Origin of the sequence: Flectobacillus roseus (assembly GCF_030056595.1) — a bacterium.
GTDB classification, from domain to species: Bacteria; Bacteroidota; Bacteroidia; order Cytophagales; family Spirosomataceae; genus Flectobacillus; species Flectobacillus roseus.
In genome coordinates, this window is record NZ_JASHIF010000022.1 from 63,978 (window position 1) to 86,331 (window position 22,354).

14 protein-coding genes are annotated in these 22,354 nt (G+C 38.5%); 12 read left to right on the forward strand and 2 right to left on the reverse strand.

The window, feature by feature from the left end:
• Positions 1-88: 88 nt before the first annotated feature.
• Positions 89-1,204, reverse strand: a complete 1,116-nt coding sequence (locus tag QM524_RS21240) for a Fic family protein (protein WP_283346121.1) — start codon at positions 1,202-1,204, stop codon at positions 89-91.
• A gap of 273 nt (positions 1,205-1,477) precedes the next feature.
• Between QM524_RS21240 and QM524_RS21245 the strand changes: the two genes are divergently transcribed.
• From QM524_RS21245 to QM524_RS21280, 8 genes are all read left to right on the forward strand, one after another.
• Positions 1,478-3,955: a TonB-dependent siderophore receptor gene (locus QM524_RS21245; RefSeq protein WP_283346122.1), complete on the forward strand. Its 2,478-nt coding sequence runs from the start codon at positions 1,478-1,480 to the stop codon at positions 3,953-3,955.
• A gap of 55 nt (positions 3,956-4,010) precedes the next feature.
• Positions 4,011-5,456 (forward strand): DUF3526 domain-containing protein, encoded by a 1,446-nt coding sequence (locus QM524_RS21250; RefSeq protein ID WP_283346123.1) that lies wholly within the window; start codon positions 4,011-4,013, stop codon positions 5,454-5,456.
• A 27-nt stretch (positions 5,457-5,483) separates the two neighbouring features.
• Positions 5,484-6,824, forward strand: a complete 1,341-nt coding sequence (locus QM524_RS21255) for a DUF3526 domain-containing protein (RefSeq protein WP_283346124.1) — start codon at positions 5,484-5,486, stop codon at positions 6,822-6,824.
• Between the two features lie 18 nt (positions 6,825-6,842).
• A complete protein-coding gene (locus tag QM524_RS21260; RefSeq protein ID WP_283346125.1) occupies positions 6,843-7,538 on the forward strand; it encodes an ABC transporter ATP-binding protein in 696 nt (231 codons plus the stop codon).
• 67 nt (positions 7,539-7,605) lie between these two features.
• On the forward strand, positions 7,606-8,295 hold the full coding sequence (locus QM524_RS21265) for a M15 family metallopeptidase (RefSeq protein WP_283346126.1): 690 nt from the start codon (positions 7,606-7,608) through the stop codon (positions 8,293-8,295).
• 266 nt (positions 8,296-8,561) lie between these two features.
• Positions 8,562-9,956 carry a TolC family protein gene (locus QM524_RS21270; protein ID WP_283346127.1) on the forward strand — a complete coding sequence of 465 codons (1,395 nt, stop codon included), beginning with the start codon at positions 8,562-8,564 and terminating at the stop codon, positions 9,954-9,956.
• A 54-nt stretch (positions 9,957-10,010) separates the two neighbouring features.
• Entirely contained in the window at positions 10,011-11,144 is a 1,134-nt protein-coding gene (locus tag QM524_RS21275; protein ID WP_283346128.1) for an efflux RND transporter periplasmic adaptor subunit, read from the forward strand.
• Positions 11,145-11,438: 294 nt separating this feature from the next.
• Positions 11,439-14,576, forward strand: a complete 3,138-nt coding sequence (locus QM524_RS21280) for an efflux RND transporter permease subunit (protein ID WP_166579988.1) — start codon at positions 11,439-11,441, stop codon at positions 14,574-14,576.
• A 253-nt stretch (positions 14,577-14,829) separates the two neighbouring features.
• On the opposite strand, the gene QM524_RS21285 is transcribed toward QM524_RS21280, so the two are convergent.
• Positions 14,830-15,981 carry a LacI family DNA-binding transcriptional regulator gene (locus tag QM524_RS21285; protein WP_283346129.1) on the reverse strand — a complete coding sequence of 384 codons (1,152 nt, stop codon included), beginning with the start codon at positions 15,979-15,981 and terminating at the stop codon, positions 14,830-14,832.
• Between the two features lie 394 nt (positions 15,982-16,375).
• Here QM524_RS21285 and uxuA point away from each other — a divergent pair, with 394 nt between their 5' ends.
• From uxuA to QM524_RS21305, 4 genes are all read left to right on the forward strand, one after another.
• Positions 16,376-17,566, forward strand: a complete 1,191-nt coding sequence (gene uxuA, locus QM524_RS21290) for a mannonate dehydratase (protein ID WP_283346130.1) — start codon at positions 16,376-16,378, stop codon at positions 17,564-17,566.
• 147 nt (positions 17,567-17,713) lie between these two features.
• A complete protein-coding gene (locus QM524_RS21295; RefSeq protein ID WP_283346131.1) occupies positions 17,714-19,828 on the forward strand; it encodes an alpha-glucuronidase family glycosyl hydrolase in 2,115 nt (704 codons plus the stop codon).
• A 147-nt stretch (positions 19,829-19,975) separates the two neighbouring features.
• Positions 19,976-20,728 carry an SDR family NAD(P)-dependent oxidoreductase gene (locus QM524_RS21300; RefSeq protein WP_283346132.1) on the forward strand — a complete coding sequence of 251 codons (753 nt, stop codon included), beginning with the start codon at positions 19,976-19,978 and terminating at the stop codon, positions 20,726-20,728.
• 83 nt (positions 20,729-20,811) lie between these two features.
• Positions 20,812-21,855: a glycoside hydrolase family 43 protein gene (locus QM524_RS21305; protein ID WP_283346133.1), complete on the forward strand. Its 1,044-nt coding sequence runs from the start codon at positions 20,812-20,814 to the stop codon at positions 21,853-21,855.
• The last annotated feature ends 499 nt before the right edge of the window (positions 21,856-22,354 follow it).

Genomic DNA, 22,354 nt, shown 5'->3' on the forward strand with positions numbered 1-22,354 from the left:
CTTTCTGATTTTCCCAAAAAAGAAAGGCTGCTAAAGTGTAAAAGAGGATTGTTGGATTTTCTACTTTTCAATCAAGAAGTAATTATTTCTAGAAATCTATTTTTCCCAAATCAATCAATTGATAATGCGTACTTCGTCCGCCTGCGTTTTCTCTCACCAATACCTGCTGACTTTCCAGATTTTGAATATCCCTCAACGCCGTGTCATTCGAAACTTTGGTCATTTTTGCCCATTTTGACGTATTTAGTTTTCCTTCAAAACCATCCATCAATTTGTTTAACATAAAATGCTGGCGTTCATTGAGTATTTTGGTAGAAAAATAGCTCCAATAGCTGGCTTTTTTTAACACAGAATCTAAGGTTTGCTCAGCTTCGGTAAGAGCCCTTTCTAAACAAGACAAAAACCAAAATAACCAGTCTGTAATATCTAAATCGCCCTTTTGAGTTCTTTCTAGCATGGTATAATACGTCTTTCGCTCTTTTTGAATTTGAGCTGACATACTATAAAAACGCTGTGAACTTGCGTCGGAGCGAGCTAATAATAAATCTGTCAAGGCACGAGCGATTCGGCCGTTGCCATCATCAAAAGGGTGAATCGTAACAAACCAAAGATGGGCTATTCCTGCCTTTAAGATTAAATCATAAGATTGACTTTCATTGAACCATGCCAAGAATGCTTGCATTTCGTCAGTCACTTTTTCGGCAATGGGTGCTTCAAAATGTACGATTTCTCTTCCCATAGCGCCTGACACCACCTGCATAGGACCTTCTTGAGCGGTACGCCAATTGCCCACTGTGATTTTGAACATCCCACTTCTACCTGTTGGAAATAAAGCAGCATGCCAACCAAATAATCGTTCATCACTTAGGGATTGTGAAAAATGTTTAGTCGCATCCAAGAGCATTTCGACCACTCCGTCCACATGGCGATCGGAAGGTACTGAGCTTCCAATATCCATCCCTAATTTACGAGCTACCGAAGAGCGAACTTGTTCTGGATTCAAAAACTCCCCTTCAATTTCACTGGTCTTGAGTACGTCTTCGGTGAGCGTTTTAAGCTCGGCTTCTTCTTGCAAAGAAAAACCTAAGCCCATCATTCTACCTGTTAGTTTACCCTGTTTGTAGCGCACTGATGCCAATAAAGGCGTGATTACCTCAGTATCCCACGTAAAATTTGGCCATTTTAAGAGTTGATAGATATACATATTCACTGCATTTTATACTGTGAATATATCCATTATTTACTGCATTAGCAATATTCACTGCATATTTTGCAATGAATATGGGGAATATTTACCGCAAAAGTGGCTAGCTATTGGGTATTTTACAGATTTCAAGCCAAATCGTTTTAGGAAAATAATTTCTTGTCCTATATTTGCAACAATATTGCAAATACGATTTTGCATTTGAGTAAAACTTTCCATTTTCTCAACTTAAACTTTATACTTTTTTCCATGTACTTAAAAAAAATACTCTCGATGGCAGTTGCACTGCTATTGAGCCTGACTGCTTTTACCCAAAATTTGATAAAAGGAAAAGTAATCGACGAAAATCAACAAGCTATTCCACATGCGAGCATAAAGCTCAAATCAGCTAAACAAACTAAATCTACTATTACCAACAATGATGGCACTTTTACAATCGAACAACTTGATTTTAGTTCAGCACAAATCAGCATCAGCTCAATTGGTTACAAACCTTTAAGCCAAAAAATTGAACTTAACACCTCTTCAACACCACTAATATTTGTGTTACTCAATGATAATACAGAGCTTCAGGCGGTTGAAATTGTAGGTCGTACACAAAAAGATTACAACAGTGAGTATAGTTTTTCGGCGACCAAAATTGCGATTAAAAACAAAGAATTGCCACAAGCTATGAGTACGGTTACCAAAGAACTAATTGCTGACCGTCAGGCATTTCAGTTGGCAGATGCGGTCAAAATTGCCAGTGGCGTAATTCCTTCAAGTTTTTACAATCAATATAGCATTCGTGGAATTAGTCAAAACGAGGAAGGACAAATCATCAATGGGATGCGTACTCGTCAGTATTATTTTTTGCAACCTCTTACCACCAACATCGAGCGTGTAGAAGTACTGAAAGGACCTGCTTCGGTTACATTTTCGAGTGTTGACCCAGGAGGAAGTATCAATATGGTGACTAAAAAACCCTTGGCACAAGAACGCCATGAGGTCAGTTTGAGTGCAGGAAGTTTTAGTACCGTTCGCGGAACTTTCGATTTTACAGGACCACTCAATGAGTCAAAAACACTTCTATATCGACTAAATGGTGCTTATCAAGACGCCAAATCTTATCGTGATTTGGTCAACAACAACGCTGTTTTGATTTCTCCTTCTTTTACCTATTTGCCAAGTGACAAAACTGCTATTAATGCCGAATTGATTTACAGCAACCTCAATGGAACGCTCGACCGAGGTCAACCGATTTTTGGAGCAGTAGCAGGCGTAACCAATTTGAACAGTACTCCTATTAATACAAGTTTGAGTGCTTCGGGTGATTTCTTTTCGTCAAAGGATCTGATTTTGATGGGAAATCTTTCGCATAAATTCACGAAGAATTTGATTTTCAATGCGTCCTATATGAAGCAAAACTGGTTGGAAGATTTGCAAGAACACCGCACCACCAATGCCTTTGCGACAGATATTACTGGTGCACAAGTGAGTAGCTTAGTAGGAATGCAGTTTATCCAACGTAAACAATCATGGAGTACCGATAATATCAACTTGTATTTGAACGCCAATTTTGATGTAGGTAAAACCAGTCATAAACTGTTGGTGGGCTACGATGGGCAGTTTTGGCACAAAATTAAAGGTGGCGGACAAAATGCAGCAAGAGGATTTTTGTTGAAAGATGGCAGTGTTGCAGGTAGTTTTTCAGTAGCTAATGCAGCTAATTATCAAACAATTACCTACAATGGTAAAACGTTGCCACGTCCAAATGTAAGTTATTTTGACCTCAACAACCCAAGCTACACCGTCAGAAATCTTAATGATTACACACTCAATGTGCGCACGGCCATTCCTTCGGCGATGACGACAACAGAGGCGATTTATATTCAGGAACAAATCAAATTGGGAAAATGGTCAGCTTTGTTGAGCCTTAGAAATGAATGGTTTGAAGATATTACCAATTACAAAGCGCCTAATGAAGCTTCTTTCAAAAACACAGCACTTATTCCTCGTATTGGCTTGACTTACGAAGTAAACAAGGCTATTAATGTTTACGGAACTTATTTGAAAGGATACCAGCCACAATCCAATACCGTCACCCTGATGCCAAGTACAGGCAACTATTTTTGGACAGCCCAATCCGCGGCGATGTTTAAGCCATTGGAAAGTGATTTGAAAGAGATAGGAGCTAAAGCTACCATTTTAGGAGGAAGATTTACAGTAAATACAGCAATTTATGAAATCAATCAGAAAAATATTCTGATGAATGCCAATGATCCCAGCAATCCAGATTTGTTGGTACAACGTGGTGCCGACCGAAGTAGAGGTTTTGAAGTAGATATCGCAGGTTTCATTTTACCCAATTGGCAAGTAAATGCTTCTTACAGTTATATCGATGCCGTCATCGTTATGGACAGAGATGCTAATTTGATTGGTCAACGAAAGGAAAACACGCCCAAAAATAGTGCAAACTTATGGACTCGCTACAATTTTGATGCCCAATCGAGCCTAACTGATTTAGGAATTGGCTTTGGTGTACAGTATCAAGGAAGCAAAATTCCGTGGTTCACTCGTGGCTTTGAAGTGCCAGCATTTACCACTTTTGATGCAGCTTTGTATTATACACCAAGCAAAAGTAATGTTCAAGTTGCACTCAATATCAATAATCTTTTTGATTCCACTTATTGGTTGGGCGCTCAAAACTACACACGTTTGTTTCCAGGCGCTCCTCGCAATTTGATGCTAACGATGACGTATAAATTCTAATTTTCAGAGAGACGTTGCTGGCAACGTCTCTATTTTCTATAAACCACACAATGATATGAGATTTTGGATTTTAAAAATTCTAGCCAAACAGGTCTGGCAACATACCATCAAGTCTCGAAGTACAAAAGTTTTGATGGTATTATTTAATGCTCTGCTCCTATTTTCAGTTTTTACGGGATATTTTACCATGGAAAACCATCATGAAAACACGGAGCATTACCACACTAAAGTTCGTGAGGGTTGGGAAAAAAGCCCCGACAAACACCCACACCGAATGGCGCATTATGGGTATGTAGCTTTTCGAGAAAATTACCCTTTAAGTTTTTTTGACTTTGGGATGGACAGCTATTTGGGAAATGCTGTATTTCTAGAAGCACACCGACAAAATACCGTGAATTTTTCAGAAGCAAGTTTTTCGGGTGGATTATTACGTTTTGGAGAACTTTCCTGTGCCTTGATTCTCCAACTTTTAATTCCTCTCCTACTCATTTTCTGGGGATTTGATTTGATTACCAAAGAGCGAGAAAATGGAACACTCAAGATTCTTTTGACGCAAGCTATCAGTTGGCAAGAACTTATTTGGGGCAAAACTCTGGGATTATTTATCTTGTCACTCACCATTTTACTTCCCATCATTCTGATTAGCTCGATACTTCTAGTCATGAGTTTAGATAGCCACACAGGATTAGAACCAATCGTAAGATGGGGTTTAATGATACTCAGTTATCTGATTTTTATCGGAATCGTGTGCATATTAACCATTCTTATTTCAGCAAAAAGTCAATCTTCTAAGTCGGCACTTACGCAATTGATTGGCTGTTGGTTGGTTTTTACCTTGGTTTTACCCAAAATATCACAGGTAGCTGGACAAAACATGTATCATTCTCCCTCAAAAATAGAATTCGATACCGCCATCGAAGCCGAATTAATCAAGCTAGGCGATAGTCATAATCCCAACGACCCCCACTTTTCGGCTCTGAAAGACTCCTTGCTCAAAGCTTACGGTGTAGATTCTACCCACAAATTACCTTTCAATTATGGTGGTGTAGTTATGCAAGAAGGCGAACGCTTGAGTGCTGAAGTATTTAATCGCCATCAAAAGCAACTGGTTCAGTCCTACGAACAGCAGCAAGATATAGTCAGAAAAACAGCGATTATCAATCCTTTCATGGCTATCAAAAATATATCGATGGGACTTTCAGGTACAGATTATGCCAATTATCAAGATTTTCAGAAGCAAACAGAAGCCTATCGCTACCAGCTTGCACAACACATGAATCAGCTTCAAATCAAGCTAATCAGTAATCAAAAGCGCAAACCAACCGAAAAAAATTATAGCATCAGTCAAAAATACTGGGCTTCTTTTCCAGATTTTGAATACCGTTTTTTAAGTCTGGAAACAGTCTTGAAAAGCGAAGTTTATTCATTTCTGGCTATGGCAATATGGCTTTTTGGACTGTTTTTTTTGATAAAAAATCAAGAAAGAAAATTTAAAGTATAAAAGCACCACAAAAACTGCAAGCAATTTATGAAAACTCTATTAATCAAGAACTTTGTACGTTCGAAAGGCTTAATGTTGGGGCTTTTACTATTATTTATTTCAGGGCTAATAAGTCTTAATATCGGCAAACAATTTTTAGAAAAAAACGCCCAAATAATAGAAAAAACAGCGCATTATCAACAAGAAAATATTGATAGATATGTACAAAATGTCAATAAAGAAATGGGATTGCTATTGTACTATCTCCGTTTTGGATTGGTCAATCACACGCCTAATTTGGCTGGACTGTCTATTGGTCAAAGAGATATAAATCCCTCAATTATCAGCGTTACGATTCGAAATCTGGAGGAGCAAAAATACACAACAGACCTCATGAACCCCATGTATCAGTTGCTGGGGAACTTGGATTTTAGCTTTGTATTACTCTATTTCTTTCCACTGATTATTATCGCTTTCTGTTTCAATATTATCTCAGAGGAAAAAGAAGAAGGCACTTGGAGTTTGCTTTTAACACAAGCCCAAAACCCTAAAAATGTATTACTCTGGAAACTTGTTATTCGCTATTTCAGTATTTTGACAGTACTTTTTACCCTGTTAATCATTGCCAAATTTTATCTTTCAATTGCTTTCAACATCACTTTCATAGCCTTTTGTTTGGTAGCTATTCTGTATATAACTTTTTGGTTTAGCATAGCTTGGTTAGTAGTTTCTTGGCAAAAGGGTTCTAGTCAAAATGCTCTAATTTTGTTAATCACTTGGGTAATGTTGACCATAATTATTCCTGCCAGTGTAAATGCTACCGTAGCGGCCATTTATCCTGTACCCGAAGCATTCAAAACTACCTTGGATAGTCGTGAGGCCTATCATTCCAAATGGGATAAAGCCAAAGAGCCTACGATTGAAAAATTTTACCAGCATTATCCTCAGTTCCGAAAATACAAACATCCACAAGGGTATGACTACAGCTGGCTATGGTATTATGCAGCCCAGCAAATGGCTGATGATGAATCATTAGTATCATCTCAGCAACTCAAAGAAAAACTTCAGCGGAGAGAACGCCTTGTTCAGATCATTGGATGGGCAGTTCCGAGTATCAATACTCAACTGTCTTTCAATCAATTAAGCCTCACAGACATTCAAAACAATTTGAACTTTTGGGGAGCTTTAGAAAAATTCCATGAGCAGAAGCGCCTGTATTTTTATCCGAAAATATTTGCAGAAGAGCCCGTAAACCAAGAAAACTGGACGCAATTCAAACTAGCTTCATTTCATGACAAAGTGATTATTCAATGGTTTTCAACAATTCTTCCTATGGTATTGATTTCATTGCTTTGTTTCTGGAAAGCCATGAAGAATTTTATTTTCTAATATTCAACCCTTTTGACCATGCTTACAGCTCATAATTTAACCAAACAATACGGTGATTACACCGCTCTCAATAAGCTCAATTTAACGATTCAAGCAGGAGAAATTTTTGCCTTGTTGGGACAAAATGGCGCTGGAAAAACCACAACAATCAACTGTTTTCTAGGATTTATCGAACCTAGTGCTGGCGCTGCTGTCATTGATGGCATTGTGGTCGCACAAAACCCCACAGAAACAAAGAAGCACCTTGCTTATATTCCCGAAACAGTTATGCTGTATCCTAACCTTTCGGGTGTCGAAAACCTTGCTTTTTTCTCCTCACTAGCAGGATTTAACTATTCAGAAAAAGAATTAGAAAATTTGTTAGAAAAAGCTGGTTTACAAGCCATTGCACATCATAATCGTGTGGGAGGCTACTCAAAAGGAATGCGACAAAAAGTGGGCATAGCTATTGCTATTGCCAAAAAAGCGAAAGTACTTTTGCTCGACGAACCCACCAGCGGACTTGACCCAAAGGCGTCCAATGAATTTTCGGAAATACTCAAAGAACTCTCAAAAAACGGTACCGCTATTCTAATGGCAACACATGATATTTTTAGAGCGAAAGAAGTGGCACACCGCATTGGTATTATGAAAGAAGGGAACTTAGTATCTATCATTGACGCTTCTTCTATATCGGCCAACGAGCTCGAAAAGTTATATCTGCAAACGGTTTAGTTGCAATTAGGCTCTCTTGCTATTGGGCAAAATTGCGCTCTTTTCCTTACCATTATCATTAATTCTCATGAATACCATTTTTAAAGCTTTTAGTATTAGCACTTTAGTATTTTTATCTATTCTTCCAATCAAGGCTCAAAAGACCCAAAAGCTATTGGTTATTTATACCGAAGAAGCCTATCTCAAAACAGTAAAAGAAGATGGAGATAAGGCTTTAGTATTGATAAAAAAATATGTTCCAAGTATCAAACTGGACATCAAATATGCTACTTCACAGAATATTTTTTATCAAAAACTTTATCCTAAAGCCGTTGCTTATGTTCGACTGCCAGTTGCCAAAGCGCTAGCAAAAGTTCAGGAAGAACTAAAATCGAAAGGCTTATCCCTCAAAATCTATGATGCTTATCGTCCGTATTCGGTTACCGTTCAAATGTTTGAAATGCTCCCTGATACCTTATATATGGGTTTGCCTTGGACGGGTAGTAAGCACAATAAAGGTATTGCACTAGATTTGACTTTAGTAAGTTTAAAAACGGGAAAAGAACTCAAGATGCCAACCCCATTCGATGCCTTGGTATATGCCTCGCATCCTGAATTTCCTTTGGTTTCGGACGAAGTCAAACAAAATAGAGAGCTATTAAAAGATGTAATGAAAAGACATGGATTTGTGGTAGATCCTATGGAATGGTGGCATTTTAATTATAAAAGTAGTACAAATTTCGAAATCTTGGATTTACCCTTCAAAACCTTCGAATAATAACATTTGGCCTGATTTTAGTAGGAAGAGTATTTGATACTCTTCCTTTTTTATTACAAAATGTATTAGACAATGATTAAACTCAACTATCATTTATTTATCATACCCTTTCAGGTTGTTCATCGGGTATTTTAGCACAATAGTCAACAATATTGACCTTTTTATCGAAAACGATTTTAAAATCGGAACGAAAGCCAAACGATGGGCGTTGTTCAAATACGTTGTACCTCAGCAATACAAATAATCAATTACTAAAACTTAAATTCATGAGTACTAGGCTTCACAGAGGAAAAATGTTGCCGACGCTGTTTCTTACAGCACTGAGTTTACTCAGTTGGTCAGGCAAAACATTTTCCCAAACCACGCAGAATACCACTGCTATTCAGGGTACTAGTGCAGAGAATCTTGCGGCAGAATCTCCAACTTTGGACAAAGCCACACTCGATAATGTGATTCAATATGCACTAAAACATCAACCCTTAATTCAACAATCGGTCATAGACCAGCGCGTTGTTGAAAATACCATCAAGAGCAAATTGGCAGATTGGTATCCACAAATTAATTTCAACTACAATTTACAGCACAACTTTGCTGTTCAAACGAGCATTATTGGAGGCAATCCTGTAAAACTAGGCGTTGACAACACTTCGGCAGCCCAATTTAGTTTGACACAAAGTATTTTTAATCGTGATTTATTATTGGCAAATCGCTCCCAAAACGATGTTCGTCAACAAGCTTCACAAACTATTACCAACAACAAAATCGCCGTTGCGGCAAATGTTGCAAAAGCTTTTTATGCAGTACTTTCGACCAAACAACAAATCAGTGTAGCAGAAGGCGACATTATTCGTTTGAAAAAGAGCTTGAAAGATGCCAAAAGTAACTACGACGCAGGTACAGCCGACAAAATCGACTACAAACGTGTTACCATTACCTTGAATAACACCATGGCGACGAAGGCGAGCAACGAAGAATTATTGAAAGCAAGATTACAAGCGCTCAAATCTTTGATGGGTTACCCTGTCGATAAGCCTTTGGAAATTGCCTACGAACCCACTCAGATGGAGAATGAAATTGCACTAGATACAGCACAAAAAGTAGAGGTACAAAATAGAATTGAGTATCAGCAATTACAAACCCTCAAACGTTTGAGAGAAGCAGATTTGAATTATAGCAAATGGGCATATCTCCCAAGTGTATCTTTGAATGGCTCCTACAACCTCAACTTTTTAAATAATAGTTTTGGTGATTTGTATACCAGAAATTATCCCAACTCTTTTGCCAACTTGACTTTAGCTTTACCTATTTTTCAAGGTGGAAAACGTAAGATTAATACCAATACTGCTGAGTGGCAAATCAAGCGCTTAAATTTGGATATCGTGAACCTGAAAAATACGGTTAACAACGAATATCAGCAAGCATTGGCTACCTACAAAAGCAATTTAGGCGTTTTTCTTTCTCAGAAAGAAAATATGGAGCTAGCCAAAGAGGTATATGATTTGGTGCAAATGCAATACCGTTCGGGTATCAAAACGTATTTGGAGGTAATTACAGCTGAAACAGATTTACGCTCAGCACGAATCAACTACTACAATACTTTGTATTTGGTTCTTTCGAGCAAAATAGACGTGCAAAAGGCACTCGGTCAACTAAATTACTAGTATTTAAAATATTCGCATCGGCCCTGTCCGATTATCTAATAAACATTGAATCCTATGTTAATGCATAAAACAAACACTTTTGCCGCGATGATGGGTATCATTTTACTCAGTGCTTGTGGCGGAAAAAAAACTGATTCAGCTGCACTAACTCCCCCACCAGTTTCGGTGAGCATCGAGCCAGTTGAAACGACTGACGCAGCGTTTTTTGATGAATATCCTGCCACAGTAAATGCGCTGGATATGGTAGAACTTCGTCCTCAAGTAAGTGGCTATGTTTCTGGAGTTCATTTTGCTGATGGTGCTCGTGTTAGAAAAGGGCAATTGTTGTATACTATTGATACTCAATTATATGAAGCAAACTACGACCAAGCAGTTGCCAATCTGAAAGTACAGGAAGCTAATTTAGGAAAAGCTCAAAAAGACGCTAATCGTTATCATGAGTTAGCCAAAAACGATGCCGTAGCAAAACAACTAGTCGACAATGCTGACGCCGCTTTGGAAGCAGCACAAAGACAAGTGGACGCATCCAAAGCAAATATTCGTAGTGTTCAAACCAATGTAAGATATACCAAAATTTTTGCGCCATTCGATGGAACCATTGGTATTTCTTTAGTGAAAAAAGGTACAGCAGTAACAGCAGGTCAGACGATTATGAATACCGTTTCGACTGACCGCCAGTTGGCAGTTGATTTTAATGTAGACCAAAAAGAGATTTTTAAATTCTCAAAAATGCTTCAACAAAAAACTTCTGCTTCTGACTCAACTTTTACTTTAGCATTTAATGGCGAAAAATACCCATACAATGGTAAAATCGCGCTTTTAGACCGTGCAGTTGATGCTCAAACTGGAACGATTAAAACTCGTTTGATTTTTCCAAATCCACAAAATATCCTTCGTGCAGGCATGACAGGAACCGTACGAGTTTTGACTAAAAGTAATGCTGCAGTTGTGATTCCTTACAAAGCTATATCAGAGCAATTAGGCGAGTTTTTCGTGTATGTTCCCGGCGATAGTAGCAAAGTAACGCAACGTCGTGTAGAGCTCGGAACAGCAATTGGCAAAAAAGTTATTGTGAAAAAGGGCTTAACTTCTGGAGAAAAAATCATTGTAGAAGGTATTCAAAATCTTCGTGAAGGTTCTGTATACACTACTGAAGCTCCTGCTCCTGCCGCCCCTGCTAAGAAATAATTTTTGAGCAGGATATCAATTGGAGAGTGTGATTTCAAATCACTCATTCTAAACTATTCATAGATATTTTTTAAGTATCTCTGCTATTGGTGTTTTTGAATAAAAATATTTTTGTTCTGGCAATAAAATTAAGCAATCCATTACCAGCAAAATAGCTTTTTATTTATCTAAGTAATCGTGCAAAATTAAGCAGAAGAAATTAGTGAGATAAAATATTAGTAATCATATAATTATACTCACAATTCAGCACTACTACTTAAAATCACCCATAGCTATTCAACAAATCTGTTACTTATGATAGCTGATGTTTTTATAAAACGCCCCATAACTGCCATCGTTACATCCATTGTGATTGTAATTGTGGGAGCTATTGCCATGGCGACACTGCCTGTTTCCCAATATCCTGATATTACCCCTCCTACCGTTACTGTATCGGGTATATTCACGGGGGCAGATGCTCAAACGGTAGAACAAACCACCACTACTCCTATCGAAACCCAAATTAACGGTACGCCTGGCATGAGTTATATGTCATCAAATAGTACCAGTAGCGGTCAGAGTAGTATCAACGTAACTTTCGATATTGGTACCGACGTTAACATTGCTGCGCTAGACGTACAAAACCGTGTATCAGTAGCACAGCCAACCCTTCCAGATGCGGTAAAACGTTTGGGTTTGACGGTTCGTAAACGTAACCCAAGTATCATGATGGCATTGGCATTGTACTCGCCAAATGGTACTCACGATGCGAAATTTATTGGTAACTATGCCAATATCTATTTGAAGGATGCCCTTCAACGTATCAAAGGTGTAGGGGACATTGTGTCTCGTGCTGATGACTTTGGGATGCGTATTTGGTTGGATCCTGAAAAATTGGCGGCTCTACGCATGACACCATCGGATGTTTCTGCAGCTTTGGCAGAACAAAACCTACAAGTTGCGGCTGGGGTAATTGGTGGTAACCCACAACCACAGAATCAAGCATTTGAATATAGTGTATTGACAAACAGCCGTTTGAATACCAAAGAGCAATTTGAAGATATTGTTGTAAGAAGCTCTCCAACAATCGGAAGTATCGTATATCTCAAAGATGTTGCTCGTGTTGAACTAGGTCGTTTTGACTACGGTGTAAATGCCTTTGTAGGAAAACGTCCAGCGGCGTTTGTGATTATTTATTTGGCACCAGGAGGAAATACCTTGGAAACGTATGAAGGCGTAACGAAAGCTTTGGCAGAAATGAAAAAGACTTTCCCGAAAGACCTTGACTATGTAGTGCCATTAGAATCTGCTTCTGTCGTAAAAGTATCGATCGAAGAAGTAGTTCATACTTTGGTGGAAGCCTTGATTTTGGTAATTATCGTAGTATTCTTATTCTTACAAAGTTGGAGAGCTACTTTGATTCCTATTTTGGCCATTCCCGTATCCTTGATTGGGACATTTATCTTTTTCATTCCGTTTGGATTTACCATCAATACCCTAACATTGTTCGCCTTTGTATTGGCGATTGGTATCGTAGTGGATGACGCTATTGTGGTTGTGGAAGCCGTTCAGCATAATATGGACGAGCATGGTTTAACACCAAAAGAAGCGACACAAAAAGCCATGAAAGAAATTTCTGGGCCTGTAATCGCTATTGCTTTGATTTTGGCAGCGGTATTCGTTCCAGTAAGTTTTGTACCGGGTATTGTAGGTCGTTTGTATCAACAATTTGCCATTACTATTGCGGTTTCAGTGATTCTTTCGGCATTTGTAGCCTTGTCATTGACTCCAGCATTGTGTACCATTATGCTTAAACCAACTCCTAGTGATAGTGAGCGAACAGGTTTATTGGACAAATTTTTTAAATGGTTTAACAATCGTTTCGAAAAACTCTCTTTTGCATACACTCGTGGCGTTGCCAAGTGGATTAAAGCTACGCCTTTGGTATTGGTAATGATGGTTTGTTTGTTTGTAGGTCTTTTCTTCTTATTCAAAAATAAACCAACAGGTTTTATTCCTACCGAAGATGAAGGTCGTATGTACGTGACTTACGAAATGCCTGAAGCTACTTCAACGGCTCGTAACGTAGAGATGTTCCAAAATATCATGAGTCGTTTGGAGCGTATTCCTGAAGTTCGTGTTGTGGGTGGTATTGCTGGTTTGAACGTAGTAAGTTTCTCAAACAAATCAAACGTTGGTACTTTCTTCGTAAACTTAAAACCTTGGTCGGACCGTAAAGGAAAAGAACATCATGTACAAAGTGTGATTGATAATATCAAGAAAATCACTTCTGACATCAAAGAAGCTCGTGTTTTACCAATTGCCCCTCCTGCTATCCCAGGTTTGGGTCAAACGGCAGGTTTTACTTTTGAATTACAACAAACTACAAGTCCTGACAATATTCAGCAATTTGAAAAAGTAGCTCGTACTTTCTTGGCAGAACTGAACAAACGCCCAGAAATTGGTATGGCATACACTTTCTTTAGTGCCAGAACACCTGGTTATCAGATAGATGTAAACCGTGACCAAGCCAAAAAGCAAGGGGTCAATATTAATGATATATTTGGTACACTTTCTACGCTATTGGGTAGTTCGTATGTCAACGATTTTACCTTGTATGGTCGTAACTTCCGTGTAATGGTGCAAGCCGATAGTAGTTTCCGTTCTTCTTTGGACAAAATCCAACAGTATTATGTACGTAACTCTGCTGGTAACATGGTTCCTTTGAAGACGTTGGTAAACGCTAAAGTCATCGAAAATGCGGCATTGATTTCTCACTATAACGTGTATCGTGCTATCGAAATCAACGGGACACCAAAACCTGGTTTTAGTAGTGGACAAGCCATTAAAGCACTAGAAGAAGTTGCAGCTAGAACATTACCTGTGGGATATTCATATGAATTCTCTGGTATGAGCCGCGAGGAAATCAAAGCGGGAGATAGTACAGTACTCATCTTTGCCATTTCGATTGTATTTGTATTCTTGTTCTTGGCAGCCTTGTATGAAAGTTGGTCGATTCCATTCTCGGTACTATTTGCTGTACCAGTTGGTGCATTTGGTTCAATTTTGACATTGACTCTTTTGCCAAACCTTTCAAACAATATCTACGCACAAATTGGTTTGATTACCTTGATTGGTCTTGCGGCCAAAAACGCCATCTTGATTGTAGAGTTTGCCAAAGAACGTGTGGACCATGGTATGGAGCTTATTTCTGCTACTTTGGAGGCTGTTCAATTACGTTTGCGTCCAATTATTATGACTTCGCTAGCCTTTATATTAGGTGTATTACCATTAGCATTTGCAAGTGGTGCCGCAGCCGAATCTCGTAAAACCATTGGTTGGACCGTATTTGGAGGTATGTTGTCAGCAACGTCCTTAGCAATCTTCATTGTGCCTGTTTTATTCGTAGTTATCGAAAAAATCGCTAACCGCAAAAAACACACAAAAGCGTAATTTTTTCAATTTGGAGATTTGGTAATTTGAAGATTTGAAAATGTAGAATCTTCCGATATTTTAGGCTAATAAAAAAGGAATCCCGCGTACAGGATTCCTTTTTTATTAGCCTAATTATCAATAATTTATTGTAAGCTACATTTTTTAACTAACTTGCTATTTATCTCTTTTTTCAAATCTTCAAATCTTCAAATCTTCAAATCTTCAAATCTTCAAATCTTCAAATCTTCAAATCTTCAAATCTCCAAATTGACTAATTCTTCAACGAAGACTTTCTCACAACCAATTTTCCTTGAACAATAATATCCTCTGGTACAAAATTATCTCCGTCAATGATATTGCTAATGAGCGTATTAGCTGCGGTTTCTCCGACTTGAAGAGGAAATTGATGGAAAACGGTCAAAGCTGGCTCTATTAATTCAGCAATTTGATCATCACCAAAACCTGCTACAGCAATTTGCGCTGGAATTTTGATTCCTCTCTTTTTCAACTCTACCATAAGCTCAATCGCATTGCCATGATGAACCGCAAAAATGGCATCTGGTGGCAATTCCAGAGATAACCATTGATTTAGCGCATCAACAGCTTCGTTTTTTCTAAAACCTATATGATAAACCAAATCAGAGTCAAAAGTTAGCCCATATTCTCGCAAAGCAGATTTATAACCTTCAAATCTCTCCTGACTAATCAATAGCTCCTTCGGACCAGCACAAATAGCAATTCGCTTACAACCTTGCTTTATGAGGTGTTCTACCAATAAAAACGAACCCCGAAAATTATCGAGAATCACCTTTGCTGTTGGCAATTCATAAGCAACCCTATCAAAATGAACAATCGGAATCCCTCTATTCAGATGGAGCTTAATATGCTCAAAAGAGGTAGTTTCGACAGAATGGCTAATCAGCAGACCATCCACCTGACTACTCATTAACGCCTGAACATTGAGCGTTTCGGTAGAATGAGATTCGTTTGACTGGCAAATCATTACCCGATAACCCGCATTACTTGCTACTTGTTGAATACCAGCTAATACTCCAGCAAAAAATGGTCTTTGAATATCTGGAATCACCACACCAATGGTATTTGTGGCTCCTCTGTTAAGACTTTGAGCTAACAAATTAGGGCGATAATCAAGTTCTTGAGCCACTCTTAGGATTTCCTGACGGGTATTTTCATTTATCTCCTTGCTATTATTTAAGGCTCTCGAAACAGTAGACGGTGCCACGCCCAAGGCCTTTGCAATATCGACGATGGTCGTTTGGTGGTTTTTCTTAGCTGGCGTAACTGGTGTAGTTTGTACAGTGAAATAACTTTCGCAAGATTTACAAAGAAATCGCTGCTTGCCTCTTACAAAGCCTGCCTTTACCAAATTTTGTGTTTCTTGACAATTAGTACATTGTATCATATAATGTATGCTTGATTGTGTCTGAGCATTTAAGCGAGTTGTGAATAATGGTCTGAATCATTTTTTTTATCACTTGATATGCTCACTCCTAATCTTAAATCTCATTTTTGTATTTTTTTTATATGTCGTTCCTATCTACTTTAATTTCAAATCTACACATTGATTCCTAAGGATAAAAGTAGAACTTTTTATTGAAAATACCGATATATATCGGATTCGTTTTCGAAAACGTTTGCGATATTTTTATAAAAATATATCAAGAAAAACTTTGTTTAATATAAAAATATAGCCTTACATTTAGTTCAAATCTCCCCAAATTAATATCAAGTATCGGAAATGATTTCCGAAAATCTTGAACTTTTTTAAGAAGTATATTTTCCAAAAACTACTCAGTATGATACATACTATGCGTTGGTTTGGCCCTAAAGACCCTGTCTCGCTTATGGATATTCGCCAGGCAGGGTGTACGGGGGTTGTTTCCGCTCTTCATCAGATTCCTGTCGGTGAAATATGGTCAAAGGAGGCCATTCTAGAAAGAATTCAAATCATTGAAGCTGATAATCAACAGTATTCACCGCTGAAATGGCTCGTTGTAGAAAGTCTTCCCGTGCATGAGGATATCAAAAAAGGTCTTCCTTCTCGTGACTTATATATTGAGAACTATAAAACTTCTCTACGCAATTTGGCGGCGTGTGGGGTTACTATTGTTTGCTACAATTTTATGCCTGTGTTAGATTGGTCGCGCACCAAGCTCAATTACACCATGCCAGATGGTTCACAAGCCCTACGCTTTGTTTGGCAAGATTTTGCTTTGTTCGATTTGTACATTCTTCGACGTCCCAAAGCCAAAAATGACTATACACAGGAAGTTCAGGAGGCCGCAAAAGCTAAATTCGAACAAATGACAGCGGATGAACTCAAAGAACTAACCAATACGGTTTTGTTGGGTTTACCCGGTTCTGAAGAAGCATTTAGTCTCACTACTTTTCAAGGATTGTTAGATAATTATTCACACATCGGCGATGCCGAACTTCGTGCCAACCTGTATTATTTTATTCAGCAGATTGCTCCATTAGCCCAAGAACTAGGCGTCAATCTATGTATTCACCCCGATGATCCTCCAAAATCCTTGTTGGGTTTACCACGTGTTGTGAGTACCGAATCAGATTTGGTGCAATTGATGCAAGCTTGTGACGTCACTGCCAACGGAATTACCTTTTGTACTGGTTCTCTGGGAGTTAGAGAAGATAATGACTTAGCAGGAATGATAACTCGTTGGGGACATCGTATTCATTTTCTGCATTTACGCACGACCAAAAGAGAAGAAAATCCATTGAATTTTCACGAAGCTGCCCATCTCACTGGCGATGTCGATATGTATGAGGTCGTAAAAGCAGTTGTTTTGGAAGAAAACAAAAAGGGGGCCGAACGACAAATTCCAATGCGCCCCGATCATGGTCATTTGATGCTTGATGATTTGACAAATGGTAAAAAAACCTACCCTGGCTATTCTGCCATCGGTCGTCTAAAGGGACTTGCTGAGCTTAGAGGACTAGAATTAGGAATCAAAAGGAGCCTATTGTAGTAAAAGGCAATAGGATCCGGGCAAAGAGTTTTAAAATGTTTTTAATAACCACAGCCATGCTTTTTTCCAAAGCCCACCGCCGAAAGCCCTTACCTAAAAGCCCAAAGCACAATCTTAAATTTTATTTTGCGTACTAACTTACCACGTATGAGATATTTTCAAAAACTAATTTTCATCCTACTTTTGAGCATAACTCAATTAGCTCATGCGGATGATGGGTATAGGCTCTGGTTAAAATTTGACCTTGTTGCTAATATTCAACAAAGAAATAGCTATGCTCAAAAATGTCAGTTTATTTATTCTGATAATCAAGAAGTTATCATAAAAACAGCTCAAAAAGAACTGCAAGCTGGTTTGACTGGATTATTAGGGAAAAAGATTTTAATTTTTACTAATCCAGCAGGAAAAAAGGGGGGAATAATTCTTCAAATTATTCAAAATGAGCAAACGAATCAACTTGCGGAAGATGGTTTTATTATTCGTGAAGAAAATCAGAATATCGTTATCCGTTCTCGTTCAGCCTCTGGGGTATTATATGGTTCTTTTGCTTTATTGAGACAGATACAAAGTGGTAACTCAATTGCTCAACTTAATATTACGGATTCGCCCAAAATCAAATATCGCATGCTCAACCACTGGGATAACCCTCTGGGTACAATCGAGCGTGGTTATGCGGGTTCTTCACTTTGGAAATGGTACGAATTGCCAGAAGTAATCGACCAACGATACATTGATTATGCGCGTGCAAATGCCTCAATCGGTATCAATGCGGTAGTTTTAAATAATGTTAATGCCAGCGCTAGATTTTTGACCAAAGAATATATCGTAAAAGTAAAAGCCTTAGCAGATGTTTTTCGTCCTTACGGAATCAAGGTATTTCTTTCCCTAAATTTTGCTGCGCCAAAACTCTTGGGTGGTGCCAAAAACTCAGACCCAATGGCTCCAGAAGTAAGAAATTGGTGGAAAAATGTTACTAAAGATATTTACAGTGCTATTCCAGATTTTGGAGGATACTTGGTAAAAGCTAATTCCGAAGGCGAACCAGGCCCGCAAGACTTCGGTAGAACCCATGCCGATGGTGCTAATATGCTTGCCGAAGCAATAGCTCCTTACAAAGGAATTGTCATTTGGCGTGCTTTTGTCTATGCTGCCGACCCTAAAGGCGACCGTTTCAAAGAGGCATACAAGGATTTTAAACCGCTTGATGGGACTTTTGCTTCAAACGTACTGGTTCAAGTAAAAAATGGACCAATTGATTTTCAATCTCGTGAGCCGTTTCATCCGCTTTTTGGTGCTATGCCCAAAACGCCACTGGCTATGGAATTCCAGCTTACACAAGAATATTTGGGTTTTAGTACTAACCTTGTGTACGAAGCACCTCTTTTCAAAGAATGTCTCGAAAGTGATACTTATTCAAATGGGAAAGGCTCAACCGTCGCTAAAATAGTTGATGGAAGCGTTGATAATCATTCACTTACGGCTATAGCTGGGGTAGCTAATACTGGTTCAGACCGAAACTGGACGGGACATCTGATGTCTCAAGCCAACTGGTATGCCTTTGGTCGATTGGCTTGGAATCATAGTCTTAGCTCTGAACAAATTGCTTCGGAATGGATAAAAATGAGTCTAACTCAAGAGCCTAAAGCAGTTGCGACGATTCAAGATTTGATGATGAAATCACGTGAAATTTATGTGGATTTTACCACTCCTCTCGGCTTGCATCATGTCATGGGACAAAATATTCACTTTGGTCCAGAACCCTGGCTCGAAAAAAGTGCCCGCCCCGACTGGACAGCCATTTATTACCATCGCGCCGATTCTGTTGGACTTGGTTTTGATAGAACCGCACAAGGAAGTAATGCCCTTGGTTTATATAACAAAGAAGTTCAAGCTCTATGGGGAAATCCTGAGACTTGTCCTCTCACCTATTTATTGTGGTTTCACCATGTTTCATGGAATAAAAAACTTAGTTCTGGCAAAACGCTTTGGAATGAGTTCGCTAGTCGCTATTATGAAGGTGTAAAATCAGTAGAATGGATGCAAAAACAATGGAATTCTGTTCAATCCTCTATTGACCCACAAGTCTTTGCCGATGTATCGGGTCGATTAGCCGCACAGCATCGTGAAGCGCTCAACTGGCGTGATGCCTGCGTATTGTACTTTCAACAATACTCAAAGCAGCCAATCCCAACTCCGTATCAAGTGCCAAGCAGAACGCTTGACGAAATGAAGGAAATTGTACGAATTTATCAACTTAAGTAAATTGGGATTCATTTTGTCTTTGTGGAAATAGCTCCACAAAGGGTCATATTCTTACGGCATAATATTCAATTAAAATTTCGAGCTAATAATCTGTCATTTAAACTTTTAAATCAAAATATTAGCTCGATACCAAAACTTAATTACCTTATGAATTTTAGACTTGATAACAAAATTGCCTTAATAACAGGCGGCGGAAGCGGTATTGGTTATGCCATAGCTCAATGTATGATAGAAGCTGGCGCAACAGTAGTCATCACGGGTCGTCGTGAGCATGCACTTCAAGAAGCCGTTCAACAACTAGGCGATAAAGCCAAATATGTAGTAAACGATGTGACTTTACTTGACCAGTTAGAAAACTTAGTTGAGCATATCGAAACACAAATCGGAGCCATTGATATTCTTGTTAATAATGCTGGTATCAATATGAAAAAACCTGCGTTAGAAGTAACAGACGAAGATTTCCAGAGAATTATTCATACGAATCTTAATGCAGTTTTTTCGCTAACACGTACCGTTGCTCAACGAATGGTGGGTCGTAAGTCGGGAAATATTATTATGATTTCGTCTATGGCTGCCTATTATGGTATCGACCGCGTACCTGCTTATTCTGCTTCAAAACATGGCGTTGAAGGATTAGTGAAATCCTTGGCGATGGATTTGTCGCCAAGCCAAGTTAGGGTCAATGCAGTTGCGCCAGGTTTTATCGAAACGGCTATGATGCAAACAGCCATGAGCAGTGACCCTGCGCGTATGAATAAAGCGCTTGATCGTACGCCTATGGGCTTTTTTGGCAAACCTGAAGATATCGGAATGGCAGTGGTGTTTTTAGCTTCAGATGCAGCAAAATATATTACAGGTGCCTCACTTCCAGTTGATGGAGGAAACTCTATTGGATTCTAAATAATTTTAACACTATTTTACATAAATTATTATTAAATAGCGTTTTACAATAATTTCAAGTAAAATTACTTTGTATTATTAATATGAAAAAAAGAAACTTCAGTATATATGCCTCTGCTCTTTTTCTGCTTTCGCAAATCTCTATTGCTCAACAGAAAAAACAGCCAATTTCACAACCACTCGTAAAGCATATCTATACGGCAGATCCTTCGGCTCATGTTTTTGAAGGTAAAATTTATATCTATCCTTCACACGATATTGAAACGAATGTTAGTAGAGATGCCGATGGCGCGAAGTTTGATATGAAAGATTTTCATATCCTTTCAATGGACAAAATCGGTGGAAAAGTTACCGACCATGGTGTTGCACTCGATTTGAAAGATGTACCTTGGGCAAGTAAGCAACTTTGGGCACCAGATGCAGCCTACAAAAATGGCACTTACTATCTATTTTTCCCAGCCAAAGACCAAGAAGGAATTTTTAGAATAGGTGTTGCCACCAGTAAAAAGCCTTCTGGTCCGTTTAAAGCAGAGAAAAAACCCATCGAAGGCAGTTTTAGTATAGACCCTGCTGTTTTTAAAGATTCAGATGGAAGTTATTATATGTATTTTGGCGGTATTTGGGGTGGACAATTGCAACGTTGGAAAACAGGTAAATATGATGCTAATGGCGCTTTGCAAAAAGCGAACGAAAAAGCGCTACTACCCAAGATTGCCAAACTATCTCCTGATTTAAAAAGCTTTTCAGAAAGTCCAAAGGATATTCAAATCTTGGACGAGCAAGGGAACTTACTATTGGAAGGAAATAATGACAAGCGATTTTTTGAGGCAGCTTGGATGCACAAATTCCGTGGAAAATACTATTTTTCCTACTCTACTGGTGATACTCATTTTATCAGTTATGCCACAGGAGATTCTCCTTATGGACCATTTACCTACAAAGGAGTTGTACTAAACCCAGTTGAAGGCTGGACAAACCATCATTCAATAGTTGAAGTTAAAGGCAAATGGTATTTATTCTATCATGATGTGCAAATTTCAGGACAAACACATTTGAGAAATGTAAAAGTCACAGAATTACACCATAATCCAGATGGTACAATTCAGACTATTTCGGCATATAAATAATTACATACTCCGTTTACAGTTTAAAGGGCAAAGTGTCACTCTGATACTTTGCCCTTTATTTTTTTCCCATTATCAATGAGCAAAAGCTCATTGTGATACTTTGCTATCTAGTTCGAGACTGTGTCTCGGACTAGATATTGCTTCAGTTTTTAAAACTGTATAAAGTAGTGAGTTCAAGAATAAGTCTTGAACTAGTGAGAAGGTTTTTTAATTCTAGGCAAAAGCTCATTTTGATACTTTGCCCTAGCTCGATATTTTGTCTCGGACTGGCTATTGTTACAGTTTTAAACTGTATAAAATTACTGGTCCAAGACTAAGTCTTGAACTAGTAAGAAGGTTATTTAATTCTAGGCAAAAGCTCATTTTGATACTTTGCTACCTAGTTCTAAACTTCGTCTCGGACAAGCTATTGCTTCAGTTATAAAACTGTATAAAAAAATAAGTCCAAGACTAAGTCTTGAACTAGTCTGAAGATTTCTTAATTCTAGGCAAAAGCTCA

Coding starts and splice junctions, on each gene's coding strand:
- QM524_RS21260 (WP_283346125.1), top strand. CDS start 6,843: ATGCTTACAGCTCATAATTTAACCAAACAATACGGTGATTACACCGCT.
- QM524_RS21265 (WP_283346126.1), top strand. CDS start 7,606: ATGAATACCATTTTTAAAGCTTTTAGTATTAGCACTTTAGTATTTTTA.
- QM524_RS21275 (WP_283346128.1), top strand. CDS start 10,011: ATGTTAATGCATAAAACAAACACTTTTGCCGCGATGATGGGTATCATT.
- QM524_RS21245 (WP_283346122.1), top strand. CDS start 1,478: ATGGCAGTTGCACTGCTATTGAGCCTGACTGCTTTTACCCAAAATTTG.
- QM524_RS21240 (WP_283346121.1), bottom strand. CDS start 1,204: ATGTATATCTATCAACTCTTAAAATGGCCAAATTTTACGTGGGATACT.
- QM524_RS21285 (WP_283346129.1), bottom strand. CDS start 15,981: ATGATACAATGTACTAATTGTCAAGAAACACAAAATTTGGTAAAGGCA.
- QM524_RS21280 (WP_166579988.1), top strand. CDS start 11,439: ATGATAGCTGATGTTTTTATAAAACGCCCCATAACTGCCATCGTTACA.
- QM524_RS21250 (WP_283346123.1), top strand. CDS start 4,011: ATGAGATTTTGGATTTTAAAAATTCTAGCCAAACAGGTCTGGCAACAT.
- uxuA (WP_283346130.1), top strand. CDS start 16,376: ATGATACATACTATGCGTTGGTTTGGCCCTAAAGACCCTGTCTCGCTT.
- QM524_RS21300 (WP_283346132.1), top strand. CDS start 19,976: ATGAATTTTAGACTTGATAACAAAATTGCCTTAATAACAGGCGGCGGA.
- QM524_RS21305 (WP_283346133.1), top strand. CDS start 20,812: ATGAAAAAAAGAAACTTCAGTATATATGCCTCTGCTCTTTTTCTGCTT.
- QM524_RS21270 (WP_283346127.1), top strand. CDS start 8,562: ATGAGTACTAGGCTTCACAGAGGAAAAATGTTGCCGACGCTGTTTCTT.
- QM524_RS21295 (WP_283346131.1), top strand. CDS start 17,714: ATGAGATATTTTCAAAAACTAATTTTCATCCTACTTTTGAGCATAACT.
- QM524_RS21255 (WP_283346124.1), top strand. CDS start 5,484: ATGAAAACTCTATTAATCAAGAACTTTGTACGTTCGAAAGGCTTAATG.